This window comes from Nocardioides hankookensis (assembly GCF_042658885.1).
In the GTDB taxonomy this organism is placed as follows: Bacteria; Actinomycetota; Actinomycetes; order Propionibacteriales; family Nocardioidaceae; genus Nocardioides; species Nocardioides hankookensis.
Map to the genome: position 1 here is coordinate 677,503 of NZ_JBHSRJ010000009.1, position 16,925 is coordinate 694,427.

At 71.1% G+C, this 16,925-nt stretch carries 14 protein-coding genes; 5 read left to right on the top strand and 9 right to left on the bottom strand.

What is annotated here, in order from left to right; all coding sequences use genetic code 11:
• The first annotated feature begins 70 nt into the window (after positions 1-70).
• From ACFPYL_RS22880 to ACFPYL_RS22895, 4 genes are all read left to right on the top strand, one after another.
• The gene (locus ACFPYL_RS22880) at positions 71-496 is read left to right on the top strand and encodes a DUF5709 domain-containing protein (RefSeq protein WP_379160062.1); all 426 of its coding nucleotides are present in this window, start codon (positions 71-73) and stop codon (positions 494-496) included.
• 7 nt (positions 497-503) lie between these two features.
• The gene (locus ACFPYL_RS22885; RefSeq protein WP_379160065.1) at positions 504-1,298 is read left to right on the top strand and encodes an SDR family NAD(P)-dependent oxidoreductase; all 795 of its coding nucleotides are present in this window, start codon (positions 504-506) and stop codon (positions 1,296-1,298) included.
• Positions 1,299-1,369: 71 nt separating this feature from the next.
• Complete coding sequence (locus ACFPYL_RS22890) at positions 1,370-1,513, top strand: GPGG-motif small membrane protein (protein ID WP_379160068.1); 144 nt, start codon at positions 1,370-1,372, stop codon at positions 1,511-1,513.
• A 67-nt stretch (positions 1,514-1,580) separates the two neighbouring features.
• Positions 1,581-2,462, top strand: coding sequence for a TIGR03619 family F420-dependent LLM class oxidoreductase (locus tag ACFPYL_RS22895; protein ID WP_379160071.1), 882 nt, complete (start codon positions 1,581-1,583; stop codon positions 2,460-2,462).
• Between the two features lie 92 nt (positions 2,463-2,554).
• On the opposite strand, the gene guaA is transcribed toward ACFPYL_RS22895, so the two are convergent.
• The 9 genes from guaA to ACFPYL_RS22940 all read right to left on the bottom strand — a co-directional run bounded on the left by guaA (position 2,555) and on the right by ACFPYL_RS22940 (position 15,654).
• The gene (gene guaA / locus ACFPYL_RS22900; RefSeq protein WP_379160074.1) at positions 2,555-4,132 is read right to left on the bottom strand and encodes a glutamine-hydrolyzing GMP synthase; all 1,578 of its coding nucleotides are present in this window, start codon (positions 4,130-4,132) and stop codon (positions 2,555-2,557) included.
• A 106-nt stretch (positions 4,133-4,238) separates the two neighbouring features.
• On the bottom strand, positions 4,239-5,279 hold the full coding sequence (locus ACFPYL_RS22905) for a hypothetical protein (protein WP_379160077.1): 1,041 nt from the start codon (positions 5,277-5,279) through the stop codon (positions 4,239-4,241).
• Between the two features lie 272 nt (positions 5,280-5,551).
• Complete coding sequence (locus tag ACFPYL_RS22910) at positions 5,552-7,279, bottom strand: GMC oxidoreductase (RefSeq protein ID WP_379160080.1); 1,728 nt, start codon at positions 7,277-7,279, stop codon at positions 5,552-5,554.
• Positions 7,276-8,892 carry a succinic semialdehyde dehydrogenase gene (locus ACFPYL_RS22915; RefSeq protein ID WP_379160083.1) on the bottom strand — a complete coding sequence of 539 codons (1,617 nt, stop codon included), beginning with the start codon at positions 8,890-8,892 and terminating at the stop codon, positions 7,276-7,278. Before ACFPYL_RS22915 ends, ACFPYL_RS22910 begins: the two co-directional genes overlap by 4 nt.
• 26 nt (positions 8,893-8,918) lie before the next feature.
• A complete protein-coding gene (locus ACFPYL_RS22920) occupies positions 8,919-10,007 on the bottom strand; it encodes a TIGR03857 family LLM class F420-dependent oxidoreductase (RefSeq protein WP_379160086.1) in 1,089 nt (362 codons plus the stop codon).
• Positions 10,004-11,443, bottom strand: a complete 1,440-nt coding sequence (locus tag ACFPYL_RS22925; RefSeq protein WP_379160089.1) for an aldehyde dehydrogenase — start codon at positions 11,441-11,443, stop codon at positions 10,004-10,006. Before ACFPYL_RS22925 ends, ACFPYL_RS22920 begins: the two co-directional genes overlap by 4 nt.
• Positions 11,444-11,471: 28 nt before the next feature.
• Positions 11,472-12,593, bottom strand: a complete 1,122-nt coding sequence (locus ACFPYL_RS22930) for a hypothetical protein (RefSeq protein ID WP_379160092.1) — start codon at positions 12,591-12,593, stop codon at positions 11,472-11,474.
• A gap of 73 nt (positions 12,594-12,666) precedes the next feature.
• The gene (locus ACFPYL_RS22935; RefSeq protein ID WP_379160095.1) at positions 12,667-13,803 is read right to left on the bottom strand and encodes a phosphotransferase family protein; all 1,137 of its coding nucleotides are present in this window, start codon (positions 13,801-13,803) and stop codon (positions 12,667-12,669) included.
• Between the two features lie 99 nt (positions 13,804-13,902).
• A complete protein-coding gene (locus tag ACFPYL_RS22940) occupies positions 13,903-15,654 on the bottom strand; it encodes a glycerol-3-phosphate dehydrogenase/oxidase (protein ID WP_379160098.1) in 1,752 nt (583 codons plus the stop codon).
• 72 nt (positions 15,655-15,726) lie between these two features.
• On the opposite strand from ACFPYL_RS22940, the gene ACFPYL_RS22945 reads away from it, so the two are divergent.
• Positions 15,727-16,911 (top strand): CapA family protein, encoded by a 1,185-nt coding sequence (locus ACFPYL_RS22945; RefSeq protein ID WP_379160101.1) that lies wholly within the window; start codon positions 15,727-15,729, stop codon positions 16,909-16,911.
• Positions 16,912-16,925 lie beyond the last annotated feature (14 nt).

Sequence of the window (16,925 nt, forward strand, 5' to 3'; positions counted from 1 at the left end):
CGACGACCCCCTTGCAATGGGCCTTTTCGGGTGAGGGGCGGCGGTTGCGCGGACACAGTAGCGTGGCCCCGTGAGCGAGAACGACGGCGAGATCTACGGCGACTACAGCGTCGACGACGAGGACCAGCCCGGCAACATCGACGACCTCGGGGACTCCGACGTCGACGACGAGCTGGACCGCGGCTACTCCCCTCCGGAGAAGTACTCCGCCGGCCAGGGCTACGGCAACACGCCCTGGGAGGAGGAGCACCGCGAGAGCATCGACCAGCGGATCTCCCAGGAGGAGCCGGACGTCGACCCGTACGCCGAGACCGACGACGACCTGGAGGACGGCGAGGTCGGCGACGTCCGCGCCGGCCGCCTGGTCGACCCGGACGAGGGCCTCGGCGAGGACGAGGAGAAGGACCTCGTGGGTGACGACGTCGGGATCGACGACGGAGCGGCCTCCGCGGAGGAGGCGGCGATGCACGTCGTCGAGGACTACCGCGAGGACTGAGCCGATCGTGCAGATCGACCTGCGGGGCCGCACCGCCCTCGTGACCGGCTCGACCCAGGGCATCGGGCTCGCGATCGCGCGCAGCCTGGCCGCCGCCGGCGCGCGCGTCGGCGTCAACGGACGCTCGAGCGACTCGGTCGAGCGCGGCATCGTCGAGATCCGGGAGGGGCTGCCGGACGCCGTACTGGTGCCCGTCGTCGCCGACGTCGCGACCGACGCGGGCTTCGAGGCCGCCGTCTCGGCGCTGCCCGACGTCGACGTGCTCGTCAACAACCTCGGCATCTTCGAGTCCCGACCCGCCCTGGAGATCACCGACGACGAGTGGCGTCGCTTCTTCGAGGTCAACGTGCTCGCCGCGGTCCGGCTCACCCGCCACCACCTGCCCGGGATGGCCGGTCGGGGCTGGGGCCGGATCCTCTACATCGCCAGCGACTCGGCGGTGGTGGTCCCGGCCGAGATGATCCACTACGGGATGTCGAAGACGGCCCTGCTCGCCGTCTCCCGCGGCTTCGCCAAGGAGGCCGCCGGCACCGGGGTCACGGTGAACTCCGTGATCGCCGGGCCCACCCACACCGGCGGCGTGGAGGACTTCGTCTACCAGCTCGTCGACCGCGACCTGCCCTGGGACGAGGCGCAGCGGGAGTTCATGCGGCAGCACCGGCCGCAGTCACTGATCCAGCGGCTGATCGAGCCCGAGGAGATCGCGAACCTCGTCACCTACCTCAGCTCCCCGCTGTCCTCGGCCACCACGGGCGGAGCGCTCCGCGTCGACGGCGGGTACGTCGACGCGATCCTGCCGTAGGCGTGAGTTCCGGACGGAGTGGGTACGGACTCCGTCGGCGCGGAGACACCGCGCCAAGGGAGGGAACACCCGTGGCTTTCATTCTGTGGATCTTGGCCGTCATCCTCGTGGTCAGCGGCATCGTCACGATCTTCCGTGGCCAGCTGCTCTTCGGGATCGTGCTGATCATCGTCGGCCTGCTGGTCGGGCCGGGCGGCGTCAGCATCTTCACCTGACCGACCCGATGGGCCCCACGAGGGGGATCAGGCGAGAACACGTTCTAGTTTGGCCTAGGCTGAGCGCGTGCGCTTCGCCATCAGCACCGCCTTCCAGCCGGTCGACCACCTGATCCCCCTCGCCCGGGCCGCCGATGCGCTCGGGTACCACTCGATCGCGGTGCCCGACCACGTCGTCGACCTCGAGGAGCTGGCGACGCCGTACCCCTACACGCCGGACGGCGCCCGCCGCTGGGACCACGACGCCGCTTGGCCGGACCCGTGGGTGCTGATCGGCGCCCTCGCCGCGGTCACCACCCGACTGCGGTTCTTCACCTCCGTCTACGTGCCGGCGATCCGCAGCCCCTTCCAGGTCGCGAAGAGCGTCGGCACCGCCGCCGTGCTGTCCGGCAACCGGGTCAGCCTCGGCGTCGGCATCGGCTGGTGCCGCGAGGAGTTCGACCTGCTCGGCTTCGACTTCTCGACACGCGGCAAGCGCACCGACGAGGCGCTCGCCCTGATGGCCGAGCTGTGGAAGCCGGGCTGGACCGAGTTCGAGGGCGACTTCTACACCGCACCCCGGCTGGTCATGGAGCCCACGCCGAGCGAGCCGATCCCGGTGATCATCGGTGGTCTGTCGGACATCGCCTTCCGCCGCGCGGCGCGCCACGACGGCTGGGTCGGTGACCTCTACTCGATCGAGGAGGCGACCGGGATCGCCGCCCGGCTCGCCGCCGCCCGTGCCGAGATCGGCGTCGAGGGTGACTTCGCGGTGATCACGGCGCTGAACGACGCGTTCCTGCCCGAGCACTTCGAGAAGGCCTCGGCCGGAGGCGTCACCGACTGCTGGACCATGCCGTGGGCCTACTACTACGGCCTGGACGCCACCCTGGAGCAGAAGCTCGAGGCGATGGAGCGCTTCGCCGCCGACGTCCTGGTGCCGCTGAACGGCGAGCCTGCGGGAAATTGAAGAACCGCCGGGGTCTCGGGTCCCCGGCGGCTCGTGCAGGAGATTAGCGGCTCGTCGTCACGGTTGTCCGTGATTCTCCGGAAATTCTTGCGTCACTCCCACTCGATGGTACCCGGAGGCTTCGAGGTGATGTCGACGGTCACCCGGTTGATCTCGCGCACCTCGTTGGTGATGCGCGTCGAGATCCGCTCCATCAGCTCGTAGGGCAGGCGCGCCCAGTCGGCGGTCATCGCGTCCTCGGACGTGACCGGCCGGAGGACGACCGGGTGCCCGTAGGTGCGGCCGTCGCCCTGGACGCCGACCGAACGGACGTCGGCCAGCAGCACCACCGGCATCTGCCAGATGTCGCGGTCCAGGCCCGAGCGGGTCAGCTCCTCGCGGGCGATCGCGTCTGCCTCGCGCAGGATGTCGAGCCTCTCGCGGGTGACCTCGCCGATGATCCGGATCCCCAGGCCCGGTCCCGGGAACGGGTGCCGCCAGACGATCTCGCCCGGCAGGCCCAGCTGCTCGCCGACGAGGCGGACCTCGTCCTTGAAGAGCGTGCGCAGCGGCTCGACGAGCTCGAACTCGAGGTCGTCCGGCAGGCCGCCCACGTTGTGGTGGGACTTGATGTTGGAGGTGCCCGCTCCCCCGCCGGACTCGACGACGTCGGGGTAGAGGGTGCCCTGCACCAGGAAGGCGACCTTCTCGCCCTCCTCGGCGATCGAGTCGCCGAGGATGTCGGCCTCGGCGGCCTCGAACGTCCGGATGAACTCGCGGCCGATGATCTTGCGCTTCTCCTCGGGGTCGCTCACCCCGGCGAGGGCGTCGAGGAACTGCTTCTCGGCGTCGACGACCACGAGCTCGGCGCCGGTGGCGGCGACGAAGTCGCGCTCGATCTGCTCGGTCTCGCCCTTGCGCATCAGGCCGTGGTCGACGTACACGCAGGTGAGCCGGTCCCCGATCGCGCGCTGCACGATCGCGGCCGCCACCGCCGAGTCGACGCCGCCGGACAGGGCGCAGATCGCCTGGCCGCGCTCGCCGATCTGGGCGCGGATCTTCTCGACCTGCTCGTCGACGATGTTGACCATCGTCCAGGTCTGGCGGCAGTGCGCGATGTCGACGAGGAAGTGCTCGAGCACCTTCTGGCCGTGCTCGGTGTGCAGCACCTCGGGGTGCCACTGGACACCGGCCAGCCCGCGCTCGACGTCCTCGAACGCGGCCACCGGGGTGTCGGTCGTCGAGGCCAGCACGTCGAAGCCGGCCGGCGCCGCGACCACGGAGTCGCCGTGCGACATCCAGACGGTGTGTGCCGCCGGGACGTCGGCGAGCAGGGTGCCGCCCTGGCTGACGGAGACGGCGGTGCGGCCGTACTCGCGAGCACCGGTCGGGGCGACCTCGCCGCCGAGACCGCGGGCCATCAGCTGGAAGCCGTAGCACATGCCGAAGACCGGGGTGCCGGCCGTGAAGACCGCGGTGTCGATGCCGGGGGCGCCGTCGGCGTACACCGACGACGGGCCGCCGGACAGGATGATCGCCTTCGGGTTCTGGGCCAGCATCTCGGAGACCGGCATCGTGTGCGGCACGATCTCGGAGTAGACCCGCGCCTCGCGGACGCGGCGGGCGATCAACTGGGCGTACTGCGCCCCGAAGTCGACCACCAGGACCAGGTCATGCTCAGCCGCCGTCATGGCGGAAGCCTATCGAGCGTGGGGCCGTGGCGCCGAAGCCGCCTCGCACCTGACACATGTGTCGTCGATCGGGCCCCAGGACTACGCTTCTGCCAGGTACGACGCCTCACGAGACCTCGCGGTAGCGCAACCAGATGGCGCGTTCGACATCGTCCAAGGCCCGCCGACGCGCCACCGTGGACGTATCGACCCATCGGCTCGGCCTCTCGAGCGTCCAGTCGACCGCGCGGCCCCGTCGCTCAGCCGCACGCCGGTGCGCTCCGTGGAGCCTGGCGAGGAAGCGCTCCTGGTCCCTCGAGTCTCCGGACATCATCGTGACGACCTCGATCCCGAGCTGGCGGTAGAGCTCGTCGCGATCGAGATCGCGTCGCCGGACCCGATCCTCGAGGTGGACCACGCCGTCGTACTCGCCGGCCACCTGGGCCACCGGGTCGAACAGGTCAGGCGTGATGAGGTGCTTCCCGGCGTTGTCGAAGATCGGTGCGTTGCACAGGAGCCGGGCGCCGGCGATCGCCCGCTTCCACAGCATCCGCATCGGTACTTCCTGGGGCGACCAGACGTTTTCATCGGCCCAGATGAGGGCTGTGCGCAGCCGCTTGATGCCCGGCCTGGCAGCCAGCCGAGAGGCATGGAGGGTCATCGAGGCGATGTCGACGAGGTCGTCGGCCGCCGCCATGTCGATGATCTGCACCGCCCGCACCAGGCTGGGGGCCCGCCGAACCTCGTAGCTGACCGATCGCTCAGCCACGGTGATCGGCAGGCCGTCCACCACGGTCACGTCGTCGTCGAAGAGCCAGTCGTCGGAGGCCACGACGCCCGGTCGCGGCCGGATGGTGCGGCGATCGCCCAGGGCGACGGGCACGTCGAGACGCTGGCGGCCGTCCGGGCCGAGTCCGCGGAACCACCGCGCGCCGCGCCACGTCAGCGACGCCCATCCCGTCGCTGCGGCCGTCTCCCCGCACCCGGCGACGGCTTCGACGATGCGCTGCTCCACGACACTGGAGTCGGTATCGGCGGGCACGTAGAGCCCGCTCGACACGGCTCGCCACCGTGGTCCTCGGGCCTGGCCCGGCGTCGGACCGCTCGAGCCACGGGGATCGCGACGCACCGGCACCACGATCCCTGGACGATCGATCGACAGCTCCATGGGTCGGAGGATCCCTCGGATCGTCCGAGCACGCGACGCGCTCTCCACAGACGACGACCCGACCCGAGCGTCCTCCTGTCAGGACCCGGCCGGGGAGGGAGGGATGGCCGGGTCCTGACCGCCCATGCAACTGCTGGACAGTGCTTGAGCACGGGACCCGGCGGTGGGAGGGAGCATGTTTGCCGGGTCCGCTGGCTCAACGAGGGCTCACAGGGTGGGTCACGGGGGTTTCGGACTTTTCTCGACCCGTGCCCGAAGTCAGCGACGAGCGGTCAGCTCACGCCGACGATCGGCAGCCGCAGCGCGCCGGGTGCGTCGCCCGGGACGACCGGCGCGACCGGCCGGACCGGCTCGATCCGCTGGTACGCCGCGCCCAGGTCGGGCCGCTCGTCGGCCTCACCCTTGTTGGGCCAGAACGCCATCGCCCGCTCCGCCTGGGCGGTGATCGTGAGCGACGGGTTGACGCCGAGGTTGGCGGTGACCGCGGAGCCGTCGACGACGTGCAGGCCGGGGTGGCCGTAGACCCGCTGGAACGGGTCGATGACGCCGGACTCCGACGAGTCGCCGATCGCGCAGCCGCCGATGAAGTGGGCGGTCAGCGGCTTGTTGAAGGCGTCGCCGACGGCACTGCCGGGGAAGCCGTCCATGATCCGCGCCATCGTCCGGATCGCCTCGTTGCCGGCGGGGATCCAGGTCGGGTTGGGCACGCCGTGGCCCTGCTTGGAGGTGACGTAGCGCTTGCGGGTGAAGGGGATCCGCTTCGTGTACGTCGTGATCGAGTTGTCGAGGCTCTGCATCACGAGCGCGATCACGGTGCGCTCCGACCAGTGCTTCATGTCGTAGAGGTTGGCGATGTCGCGCCGCTGCGCCCACATCTCGCGCAGCCAGGTGCGCCAGCGCGGCTCGTCGCCGTCGCCGTCGGTCAGCACCGACTGCAGCAACGACATCAGGTTGCTGCCCGGGCCGTAGCGCACCGGCTCGATGTGGGTGTTCTCGTCGGGGTGGAAGCTCGAGGTGATCGCGATGCCCTGGCTGTAGTCGACGTTGGTGCCGGGCGGCGCGATGACGCCGCCGATCGACTCCGAGTTGGTGCGCGACAGGTAGCCCAGCCGGTCCGAGAGCCGGGGCAGGTGGCCCTCGTCCTTCATCTGGTGCAGCAGCCGCTGGGTGCCGAGCGCGGACGCCGAGAAGACGACCTGCTCGGCCGTCAGGACCCGGGTGGCGGCGCGCCGGGCGACCTTCGCCTTCGTGTACCGCACGTGCACGTCGTACCCGCCACCGTCGCGCGGCGCGACCCGGGTGACCGTGGTCAGCGGGAGGACCTTCGCTCCGGCGGACTCGGCGAGGTGCAGGTAGTTCTTGACCAGGGTGTTCTTGGCGTTGTGGCGACAGCCCGTCATGCAGGACCCGCAGCCGATGCAGGTCTTCCGCTCCGGGCCGGCGCCGCCGAAGAACGGGTCGTCGACGGTCTGGCCCATGCCCGTGCCCGCGCCCTCGTCGCCGAAGTAGACGCCGACCGGGGTCGGGTGGAAGGTGTCGGCCACGCCCATCTCGGTCGCGACCTTCTCCATGACGTCGTCGGACGGCGTGCGCAGCGGGTTCTCGACCACACCGAGCATCCGCTTCGCCTGGTCGTAGTACGGCGCCAGCTCGTCACGCCAGTCGGTGATGTGGCTCCACTGCGGGTCCTCGTAGAACGGCGCCATCGGCTCGTAGAGCGTGTTGGCGTAGACGAGGGAGCCGCCACCGACGCCGGCACCGGACACGATCAGGCAGTCGCGGAGCGCGTCGATGCGCTGGATGCCGTAGCAGCCGACCTCGGGACGGAAGAGGTACTTCGTCACCTCGAAGGAGGTCTCCGGCAGGTCGTCGTCCTCGAACCGCGCACCGGCCTCGAGGACACCGACCCGGTAGCCCTTCTCGGTCAGCCGCAGGGCGGTGACGGAGCCCCCGAACCCGGAGCCGACGACCAGGACGTCGAAGTCGTACGCCGTGCTCACGCGCGACCCAGCTTCTTCAGGATGCGCAGGTTGGTGGTCATCACCTTGGCGTAGAGCTCGTCGGACATCCCGAACGCCGGGGCGATCCGCATCACCCGCTGGGTCGCGACCGACTGCGTCTCGGTGAAGCGGAGGATGCCCTCGGCGCCCTGGCGACGGCCGGTGCCGGACTCGCGCATCCCGCCCATCGGCGTGTCCAGGCTGGCGAAGGTCGCCGCGAACGCCTCGTTGATGTTCACCGTGCCGCACTTGATGTGGCGGGCGATGAACCGCGCGCGCCGGCCGTCCTCGCTGTAGATCGAGGCGTTCAGGCCGTAGAGCCCGCCGTTGGCCCGCGAGATCGCGTCGGCCTCGTCGTGGAAGCGGTAGAGCGACACGACCGGGCCGAAGGTCTCCTTGCCGAAGCAGGTCATGTCGGGCGTCACGCCCTCGAGGATGGTCGGCTCGAAGTAGTAGGGGCCGAGGTCGGGGCGGTGGTTGCCGCCCGTCAGCACCCGGGCGCCCTTGGCGACGGCGTCCTCGACCTGCGCGACGACGGTGTCGAGCTGGGCCTGCGAGGTGAGCGTGCCCATGTCGTTGCCCCAGTCGAGCGTGGCGCCCAGCGTCATCGCCTGGGTGCGCGCCACGAAGCGCTCGACGAACCGGTCGTAGACCTGGTCGGCGACGAACATCCGCTCGATGGAGACGCAGAGCTGGCCGGAGCTCGAGAACGCCGCACGCACGGCGCCCTCGGCCGCCTTCTCGAGGTCGGCGTCGCGGAGCACCAGCAGCGGGTTCTTGCCGCCCAGCTCGAGCGAGCTGCCGACCAGCCGGTCGGCGCAGGCCTTCGCCACGACGCGGCCGGTCGCGGTCGAGCCGGTGAAGCAGACGTAGTCGGCACGCTCGATGATCGCGCCGCCGATCTCCGGGCCGGGTCCGGCCACGACCTGCCACAGGTCCTTCGGGAAGCCGGCCTCCTCGAGCAGCTCGGCACCGAGCAGCGCGGACAGCATCGTCTGCGCGTCCGGCTTGGCGACGACCGCGTTGCCGGCCGCGATCGCGGCGATGCCGTCGATGAGCGCCAGGTTGAACGGGTAGTTCCACGGCGAGATGATCCCGACGACGCCCTTGGGCACCCGGTTGACCTCGGCCCGGGTCAGCACCGGGAAGACGCCGGGGCTGCGCCGGGTCTCGAGGTGACGGCGCGTCGTACGCCCGTAGTAGCGAGCGGTCAGCGCCACGTGCAGCGGCTCGTCGAACGCGTGCTTGCGGGCCTTGCCGTTCTCGAGCACGACCAGGTCGGTGATCTCGTCCTGGCGGTCGAGGATCAGGTCGTGCAGCCGCAGCAGCGCCTGCTGCCGGTGCTCGAGCGAGGTCCGCGCCCACGCGACCTGGGCCTGGCGCGCACGGCTGAACGCGGTGGCGACGTCCAGAGGCGTCGACTGCGGGACGTGCGCCAGTGGGGCGTCGTTGAGCGGGGACCGCACCGCGTCCGTGCGCCCGCTCGTCGCCACCAGGCGGGCGGTGAGCGCCGCGACGTACTCCGGCTCCAGGGCGTACGACGCCCGCGGGTCGTGCTCCGGGTCGGGAGGTCCGACGAGAGCGGGGTCGCCAGCAGGAGGGGTGGCCGTCATGGGTACCGAGGGTATGTGACCTCGGTCTACTCGAACAGTCCCGGGTTGACCGAGACCGGCCGCGCGAGCGCCGGTCGCACGTCGCGGTAGGCGTTGACCATCGGTGCGATCTCGTGCGGCTCGGCGCCGTGCAGGATCACCGAGTGGCAGCCGAGCTCGAGCTCGCGGGCGATCGTGGCGGCGGCGTCCTCGGGGCGACCGCGGGCGGACGCCGAGAGCCACTCGTCGGGCACCAGCTCCGCGATCCGCAGCAGCGTCTCGGTGTCGGCCGACGCGTCGATCGCGCCCTCGGCCGCGGCCTTCGTGAACACCTCGGACGTCTTGAGCCGCTCCCAGACGGCCGGGTCCCAGCCGTTGACGGCCACCAGGGTGTCGCCGTACGCCTGGAAGTAGGTCACCAGGCGCCCCACGCCCCGGCGCAGCTGGTCGTCCTCGGAGAGCCCGTCGGGCACGGCGGCCAGGCACGACCAGATGCGTACGGCGTCCGGGTCGCGGCCGGCGCGCTCGGCGCCCCGGCGTACGGCCTCGATGGAGCTCTGGGTCGCCTGCTCGGAGAAGAACGTGTGCATGACGACGAAGTCGCACACCTCGCCGGCCAGGGCCATCGTCCGCGGACCGACGGCGACGAGCCCGAGCGGCGGCCCCTCCCCCAGGCCGCTGCGGTTGTGCAGCACCGGCCACTTCCCCGCCGGCCCGTCGTGGTCGAGCACGAACCCGTCGGTCCACAGCTGGCGCAGCAGGCCGATGAAGTCGCGCAGCACGGCCTCGGTCACGATCGGCTGACCGATCGCCCGCCAGTGCTCGGCCGCACCCCGCCCGAAGGCCATCGCGTAGCGGCCCTCGGTCAGGGCGTGCATCGTCGAGCCCATCGTGGCGGTGATGATCGGGTGCCGCATGTGGTGGTTGATCGCCGCGGCGGCGATGCCGAGCGACGGCGCCCGCCCGGCGACCGCCCCCGCGAGCACGCCCGCCTCCTTGACCGTGAACCGCTCGCTGATCATGCAGGAGCCCAGGCCGAGGCCCTCGGCGTCCGTGGCCTCCGAGAAGACCTTCGGCGCCTCGGCCGGGTGGTGCGTGACGGCGTAGTAGGCGAGCTCGTTGAGCTGCTCGCTCACGGCTTGTAGATCGACTTCAGCTCCGTGTAGTGCGACAGCCCCTCCGGACCGAACTCGCGGCCGATGCCGGAGCTCTTGAAGCCGCCGAACGGCGCGGAGAAGTCCATCGTGTAGGTGTTCACGCCGTACGTGCCGGCGCGCACCTGGCGGGCCACGTCGAGCCCGGCCTCCACGTCGCCGGTCCACACGGTGCCGGCCAGGCCGTACTCGGAGTCGTTGGCGATGCGGACCGCGTCGTCGACGTCGTCGAAGGGGATCACCGACAGGACCGGGCCGAAGATCTCCTCCTGGGCGATCCGCATCCCGTTGTCGACGTCGGCGAAGATCGTCGGCCGGACGTACCAGCCGGACGAGAGCCCGTCGGGCATGCCGTTGCCGCCGAGGACGACGCGGGCGCCCTCCTCCTGGCCGAGCGCGATGTACTTCTCGACGCGCTCCTGCTGGCGCTGCGCGACCATCGGGCCGATCTCGGTGGCGGGGTCGAGCGGGTCGCCGACCTGCATGCCGCCGATGCCGGCCGCGAGCGCGTCGACGACGTTGGCGTAGTTGGCGCGCGAGGCGAGGATCCGGGTCTGCGCGACGCAGGCCTGCCCGGAGTTCATGACGGCGGTGAACTTCAGGCCCTCGACCGTCGCGGCGAGGTCGGCGTCGTCGAGGACGATCGCGGCGGACTTGCCGCCGAGCTCGAGCGAGACCCGCTTGAGCTGCTGGCCGCAGATCGAGCCGATCGCGCGACCGGCCGCGGTCGAGCCGGTGAAGGCCACCTTGTCCACACCGGGGTGACGCACCAGGTGCTCGCCGACCTCGCGGCCCGCGGCGACGATGTTGACGACGCCGGCGGGCACGCCGGCCTCCTGGAGCAGCTCGGCCATCAGGTAGGTGTCGAGCGGCGTCTCGGGCGCCGGCTTGACGACGATCGTGCAGCCGGCGAGCAGCGCCGGGATGAGCTTGGACATGATCGTGAACTGCGGGACGTTCCACGGCGGGATCGCCGCGACGACGCCGACGGGCTCGTGCCGCACGATGACCTCGCCGAGCGAGCCCTGGCGGGCCTCCTCCCAGGGGAACGTGCGCGCGATCGCGAGGAACGCCTCGATCTGCATCCACGGCGCCGGAGCCTGGGCGAGGTTGGAGAACGACAGCGGCGAGCCCATCTCGGTCGAGATGATCTCGGCCATGTCGCCCATCCGGCCGGCGTACAGGTTCGAGAAGTTCTGGACGACGTCGATCCGCTCCTCGGGCGACATCCGCGGCCACGGGCCGGAGTCGAAGGCGCGGCGCGCGGCGTCGACCGCGGCGTCGATGTCGGCCGTGCTGCCCTCGGGCACGGTCGCGACGACCTGCTCGGAGTGCGGCGAGACCACCTGGATGGTGTCGCCGGTGGCCGGGGCGGCCCAGTCACCGTCGATGAAGAACGTGCTCTGGTCGAGGCTCATTGCGGGTTTCCTCTCGGGAGGCCTGTGGTCAGGGGGCGACGCTGAAGAAGTCGGCGAAGCCGGACGGGTCGTGCCGGCCGATGCAGAAGTGCTCGAAGAGCCCGAAGCCCTCCTGGCCGTCGGCCCCGTCCTGGGTGGCAAGCGCGCGACCGACGTGGTCGACGCAGCCGAACATGAAGCGGCCCTTCACGGCGTCGTCGTCCATGTCGTAGGTGACGCGCTCGGCGAACTTCTCGCCCTTCCAGGTGCCGTGGATCCAGTCCGGGTCGCCGCCGTACCCGCCACCGACGTGGAGGGGTACGGCGAGGCGCGACTCGACCTCGAGCACGAGCGGGGTGCCGTCGGGGGTGGTGCAGCGGATCGTCGCACCGGTCGGCGTCCGGCCGCCGGACGCGTAGTGGACCTTCACGAGGGGCCAGCCGAGCTGCTCGACCCGGCCGTCCTTCCAGACCCGGGTGCAGTCGTTGAGGGTGCGGTGGCCGTCGGGGCTCTCCTGGATGATCAGGCAGACGGCGTACTCCTCGAACTGCATGGGCACGTAGAGCCACCACATGCCCTCGAACGGCGGGTCGGCCGGGGCTCCCGGGGGTTCCGCCTCCCCCACGGGGCGGATCCCCCAGGAGCGGTCCCGGCTGCCGAGCCAGGTGGCCGGGTCGACGGCGATCTCCTCGCCGTCGACCGTGATCGTGCCGCTCCAGGAGCCGAGCTGGGCGAAGCGCTGGGCGTCGAGGGTGACGCGGCTGCCGGAGCGCAGCACGTGCGGCATCTCCTGGATGACGTCGCAGGTGCCGTCCCAGGTCAGGTCGGCCGCGATGCCGTCCGTCTCGTCGAGCACGATCCGGACCTTCTTGAGCGGGTCGGTGACCTCGACGCGGTAGTTGCCCACGTGCGGGTTCAGCCGGTCCTGGTCCATCAGGTCGGAGAGGTGCACGGCGGTCTGCTTGCCGTTGCGGGCGACCAGGAAGAACGCGTCCTTCGTGCCCAGGTTGGGGTAGTAGCCCATCCCGGAGATGACGAAGATGTCGCCGGTGCGGTCGTGCGCGTTGAAGTACCAGCGGTCGTAGAAGTTGCGGTCGCTGCTGTTGGCGTAGGCCAGCGGCAGCGGCGCCTGGTGCAGCGGGAACTCGTCGAGCGCGCTGATGTCACTCATGCACGTACTCGCTTCGCTCCGTGCGCGCATGAGGCACGCGTACTCCCTTGGATGATTCGCTCGCTTCGCTCGTTCATGCTCCGACCTCCTCCAGCAGACGCTCGATGAGCGGCTTGCAGTGGAACAGGCTCTCGATGTCCTCGGGCCGCTCGATCTCGCCGAAGTGGATCTGGCGGGCGCCGGTGCGCATGAAGACGATGCACCACTGGACGCCGTTGTAGACGTGGTACCACTGCAGGTCGCCGAGGGTGACGCCGGTGACCCGCTCGTACTCGGCCTTGAGGTCGTCCTCGTGCATGAAGTGCGGCATGCCCGGCATCCCCATCACGCCGGTGATCGACTCGAAGACGCTGTGCGCGAAGGCCATCCACGACACGTCGAGCTCACGCGGGCCGATGGCGGCCATCTCCCAGTCGAGCACCGCGACCGGCTCGAAGTCGTGGTACATCATGTTGCCGATCCGGGAGTCGCCCCAGACCAGGACGGCCTCGTCGTTGGTCGGCAGGTTCGCCTCGAGCCAGGCCAGCGCCCGCTCGACGAGCTGGGAGCGACCGATGTCGGCGACGGCGAACTCGTACCACTCCTTGGTGCGCGACAGGTTGCGCTCGAGGAGCGTCTCGCCGGCATGGCCGTGCTTGGCCGGGTCGAGGAAGTCGAAGGTGGTGGCGGCGTCCGGGATGGCGTGCAGCTGGGCGAGCACCCGCGCGGACGCGTCCTGGAGGCGGCGCTGGTCCTCGCGCGAGGCGTCGTGGAGCCAGTTGTCACCGAAGTTGTAGGGCAGCACGTCCTGCGGGACGACGCCCTCGATGCGGTCCATCAGGAAGAACGGCGTTCCGAGCACCTCGCCGGTGGGCTCCATCCAGCACACGGCCGGCACCGGGACGGCCGTCTGCTCGCCGACGATGCGCATCGCGTCGTACTGGTCCTGGAGCTCGTAGTGCGCGAACACGGGCAGGTCCTGGGCGGCCGGCGCGACGCGTGCGACGTACTCGCCGTGGTGGGCCTGCCCGTCCTCGGTCCAGTCGACGTCGAGGATGATCGTCTCCGACGACATGCCGTTCGCGTCGATGCCGCTGTGCAGCGTGACGACCGGGTTGGCGCCGTCGGGCAGCACCGTGGCCAGCCAGTCGGCCAGGTGGCCCGGAAGCGTGGTCGCGTCCCGGCTCGAGCGCTGCATCTTCATGTCGGCCGGCGGTGGCGCCTGCGTCACGAGTCCCTCCCCAGGGTCCAGGTGTGACCTCGATCTCACACGTGGAGCCAGCATCGGTGGAACGTGTTCTAGTTGTCAACGGATGCGCCCGCCCAACGGTCAGACGATGTCGGCCACCTTGACCCGGGCCTCGTCGGCCTCCTGGTCGGTGAGCTTGAGCTGGGACTGGCGCTCGGCCTCGACCCGGCGCAGGTAGTGGTCGACCTCGTCGGCCGTGCGGGCGGCGTCCCAGCCGAGCTCGCCGGCCATCAGGGCCGCCACGCCGGGTGCGGCCCCGACGCCGCGGTCGAAGGTCTCGATGGAGATGCGGGTACGCCGGGTGAGCAGGTCGTCGAGGTGGCGGGCGCCCTCGTGGGTGACGGCGTAGACGACCTCGGCGGCCAGGTAGTCCTCGGCCCCCTCCAGCGGGAGCGCCAGCGAGCGCCGCGCCTCGACGAGCGCCAGGATGTCGTCGACCAGGCCGCCGTACCGCCCGAGCAGGTGGTCGATGCGGGCGACGTGCAACCCGGAGCGCCTGGCCAGCAACACTCTCTGGTTCGAGCGCGTCTCCCAGTCAGCGGCTCCGAGCAACGGCACCCGGTCGGTGATCGAGTCGCGGATGGTGAGGTTGACCGTGGTGCGCAGCGAGTGCGCGGCGGCGTCGACGGCGTCGCGACCCATCACGCGGTACGTCGTGAGCTTGCCGCCCGCGATCATCACGAGACCCGGCACGGGGGTGACGACCGTGTGCTCCCGCGAGATCCGCGAGGTCGGCTCCGACTCGCCGGAGAGCAGCGGGCGCAGCCCGGCGTACACGCCCTCGACGTCCTCGTGGTCCAGCGGCTCCCGGAGGATGGCGTTGACGTGGTTGAGGATGTAGTCGATGTCGGCCTTCGACGCGGCCGGGTGCGCCTTGTCGAGGCTCCACGGGGTGTCGGTGGTGCCGATGATCCAGTGCCGGCCCCACGGGATGACGAAGAGCACCGACTTCTCGGTGCGCACGATGAAGCCGGCCTCGGAGCGGATCCGGTCGCGCGGCACGACGAGGTGGATCCCCTTGGACGCCTGCACGTGCAGCGACCCGCGGCCGCCGACCATCTCCTGGATCTCGTCGGTCCACACGCCCGCGGCGTTCACGACGACGCGCGCGCGGATCTCGATCTCGGGGCTGTCCGGTCCGGCCTCCAGGTCTCGCGCGCGGACGCCGACGACCCGCTCCCCCTCGCGCAGGAAGCCGACCACCTGGACCCGGGTGGCAACGTGCGCGCCGTGGGCCGCGGCCGTCCGGGCGATGGTCAGGGCGAGGCGGGCGTCGTCGACCTGGCAGTCGTAGTACTTGATCGCGCCGCTGATCGCCTCGGTCTTGAAGTCGGGGGCGATCCGGGCGACCTGGCGCCGGAAGAGGTGCTTGTGCCGCGGGACGCCCATCTCCCGGCCAGAGATCGACAGGGCCCCGAGCATCGCCATGCCGTCGTAGAGCACGAGCCCCGCGCCGACGTACGGCCGCTCCCACCCGCGGTGCGTCAGCGGGTAGAGGAACGGCACCGGGCGGACCAGGTGTGGCGCCAGCCGGGTGAGCAGCAGGCCACGCTCCTGGAGCGCCTCGCGGACCAGCCCGAAGTCGAGCATCTCGAGGTAGCGGAGTCCACCGTGGACGAGCTTGCTGCTGCGGCTGCTGGTGCCGCTGGCGATGTCGCGCTGCTCCACCAGGCCGGTGCTCAGGCCTCGGGTGACCGCGTCCAGGGCCGTGCCGACGCCGACGATCCCGCCGCCGACGACCAGGACGTCGAGCTCGCCCTGCCCCGCGGCCCCGGACATCGCCGCCAGGGCCTGGTCACGGGCATCTGGACCGAGCGCGCTCGAGCGGGTCATGTGAGCAGTCTTGCAAACGCGGATGTCGGCAATGTGTCCCGCGCGCTCTTCCGCTCACGCCAGACTTGGCCGGTGATCATCCGACGCCGCCTCGCGGTGGGCGGCGTCGCGCTCGGGATCGCGCTGCTCTCCAGCGCCTGCTCCCCTCCGACCGACACGATCGGTGACCCGGCGGAGCCGCCGACGTCCGCCGCGACCAGCCCGGTGGCGGCCGAGCCGACCGGGCCGGTCGACGCCGACCCCGGGCCGCGGAGGGCGTCCCTGGTCATGGGCGGCGACCTGCTCTGGCACAACACCGTGTGGTTCAGCGCCGCCGAGGACCACGAGCGCACCGGTCGCGGCACGAGGTACGACCTCGACCCGACCTTCGCGCGGCTCGCGCCGCTCATCCAGCGGGCAGACCTCGCGATCTGCCACGAGGAGGTGCCGTTCGCGGCCCGCGGGCAGCACCCGAGGAGCTACCCCGTCTTCGCCGCACCCCGCGAGTTCGCACCCTGGATCGCCAGCATGGGCTGGGACGCCTGCACGACCGCCTCCAACCACAGCTGGGACCAGGGGTACGACGGCGTGGTGAACACCGCCGACCTCCTCGAGGCCAACGGCGTCCCGCACATCGGCACGTTCCGCACCGCTGCCGAGCGCCGGCAGCCGGTCGTCCTCACCACCGACGACGGCGTCCGCATCGGCGTCGTGGCGGCGACGTACAGCCTCAACGGCTTCGCCACGCCCGTGGACCAGTGGTGGGCCGTCTCGCAGCTCCCCGAGACCCGCGACGACCTGCTCGACCAGGCCGCCCGCGCCCGGGCGGCCGGGGCCGACATCGTGGTCGCGCACGTCCACTGGGGCACGGAGTACGACCACCTCCCGAACGCCGACCAGGTCGCGCTCGCCGACGCGCTGACCGCCTCGCCCGACGTCGACGTCGTGCTCGGCGAGCACGCCCACGTCGTCCAGCCGATCACCCGGGTCAACGGGAAGTGGGTCGTCTACGGCCTCGGCAACATGGTCGCGCAGAACGAGGTCGAGCGACCCGACGCCTACGAGGGCATCACCGTCGACCTCGACTTCGCCGAGCGGCCGGACGGCAGGTGGGTGGTGAGCCGCGCGGCGTACGTGCCGACGCAGTGGAACCACTACGCACCGGGCCACCCGATCCGGATCGTCGACGCGACCGGCGCGCACCTCGCCTCGGTGCGCAGCGCCGTCGACGGGGTCGGCGGCAACCGGGGTCTCGTCGAGGAGCGACTGCCGCGCTGACCGCACCTGGGGTC

Coding starts and splice junctions, on each gene's coding strand:
- ACFPYL_RS22925 (WP_379160089.1), bottom strand. CDS start 11,443: ATGAGCCTCGACCAGAGCACGTTCTTCATCGACGGTGACTGGGCCGCC.
- ACFPYL_RS22930 (WP_379160092.1), bottom strand. CDS start 12,593: ATGAGTGACATCAGCGCGCTCGACGAGTTCCCGCTGCACCAGGCGCCG.
- ACFPYL_RS22905 (WP_379160077.1), bottom strand. CDS start 5,279: ATGGAGCTGTCGATCGATCGTCCAGGGATCGTGGTGCCGGTGCGTCGC.
- ACFPYL_RS22940 (WP_379160098.1), bottom strand. CDS start 15,654: ATGACCCGCTCGAGCGCGCTCGGTCCAGATGCCCGTGACCAGGCCCTG.
- ACFPYL_RS22915 (WP_379160083.1), bottom strand. CDS start 8,892: ATGACGGCCACCCCTCCTGCTGGCGACCCCGCTCTCGTCGGACCTCCC.
- guaA (WP_379160074.1), bottom strand. CDS start 4,132: ATGACGGCGGCTGAGCATGACCTGGTCCTGGTGGTCGACTTCGGGGCG.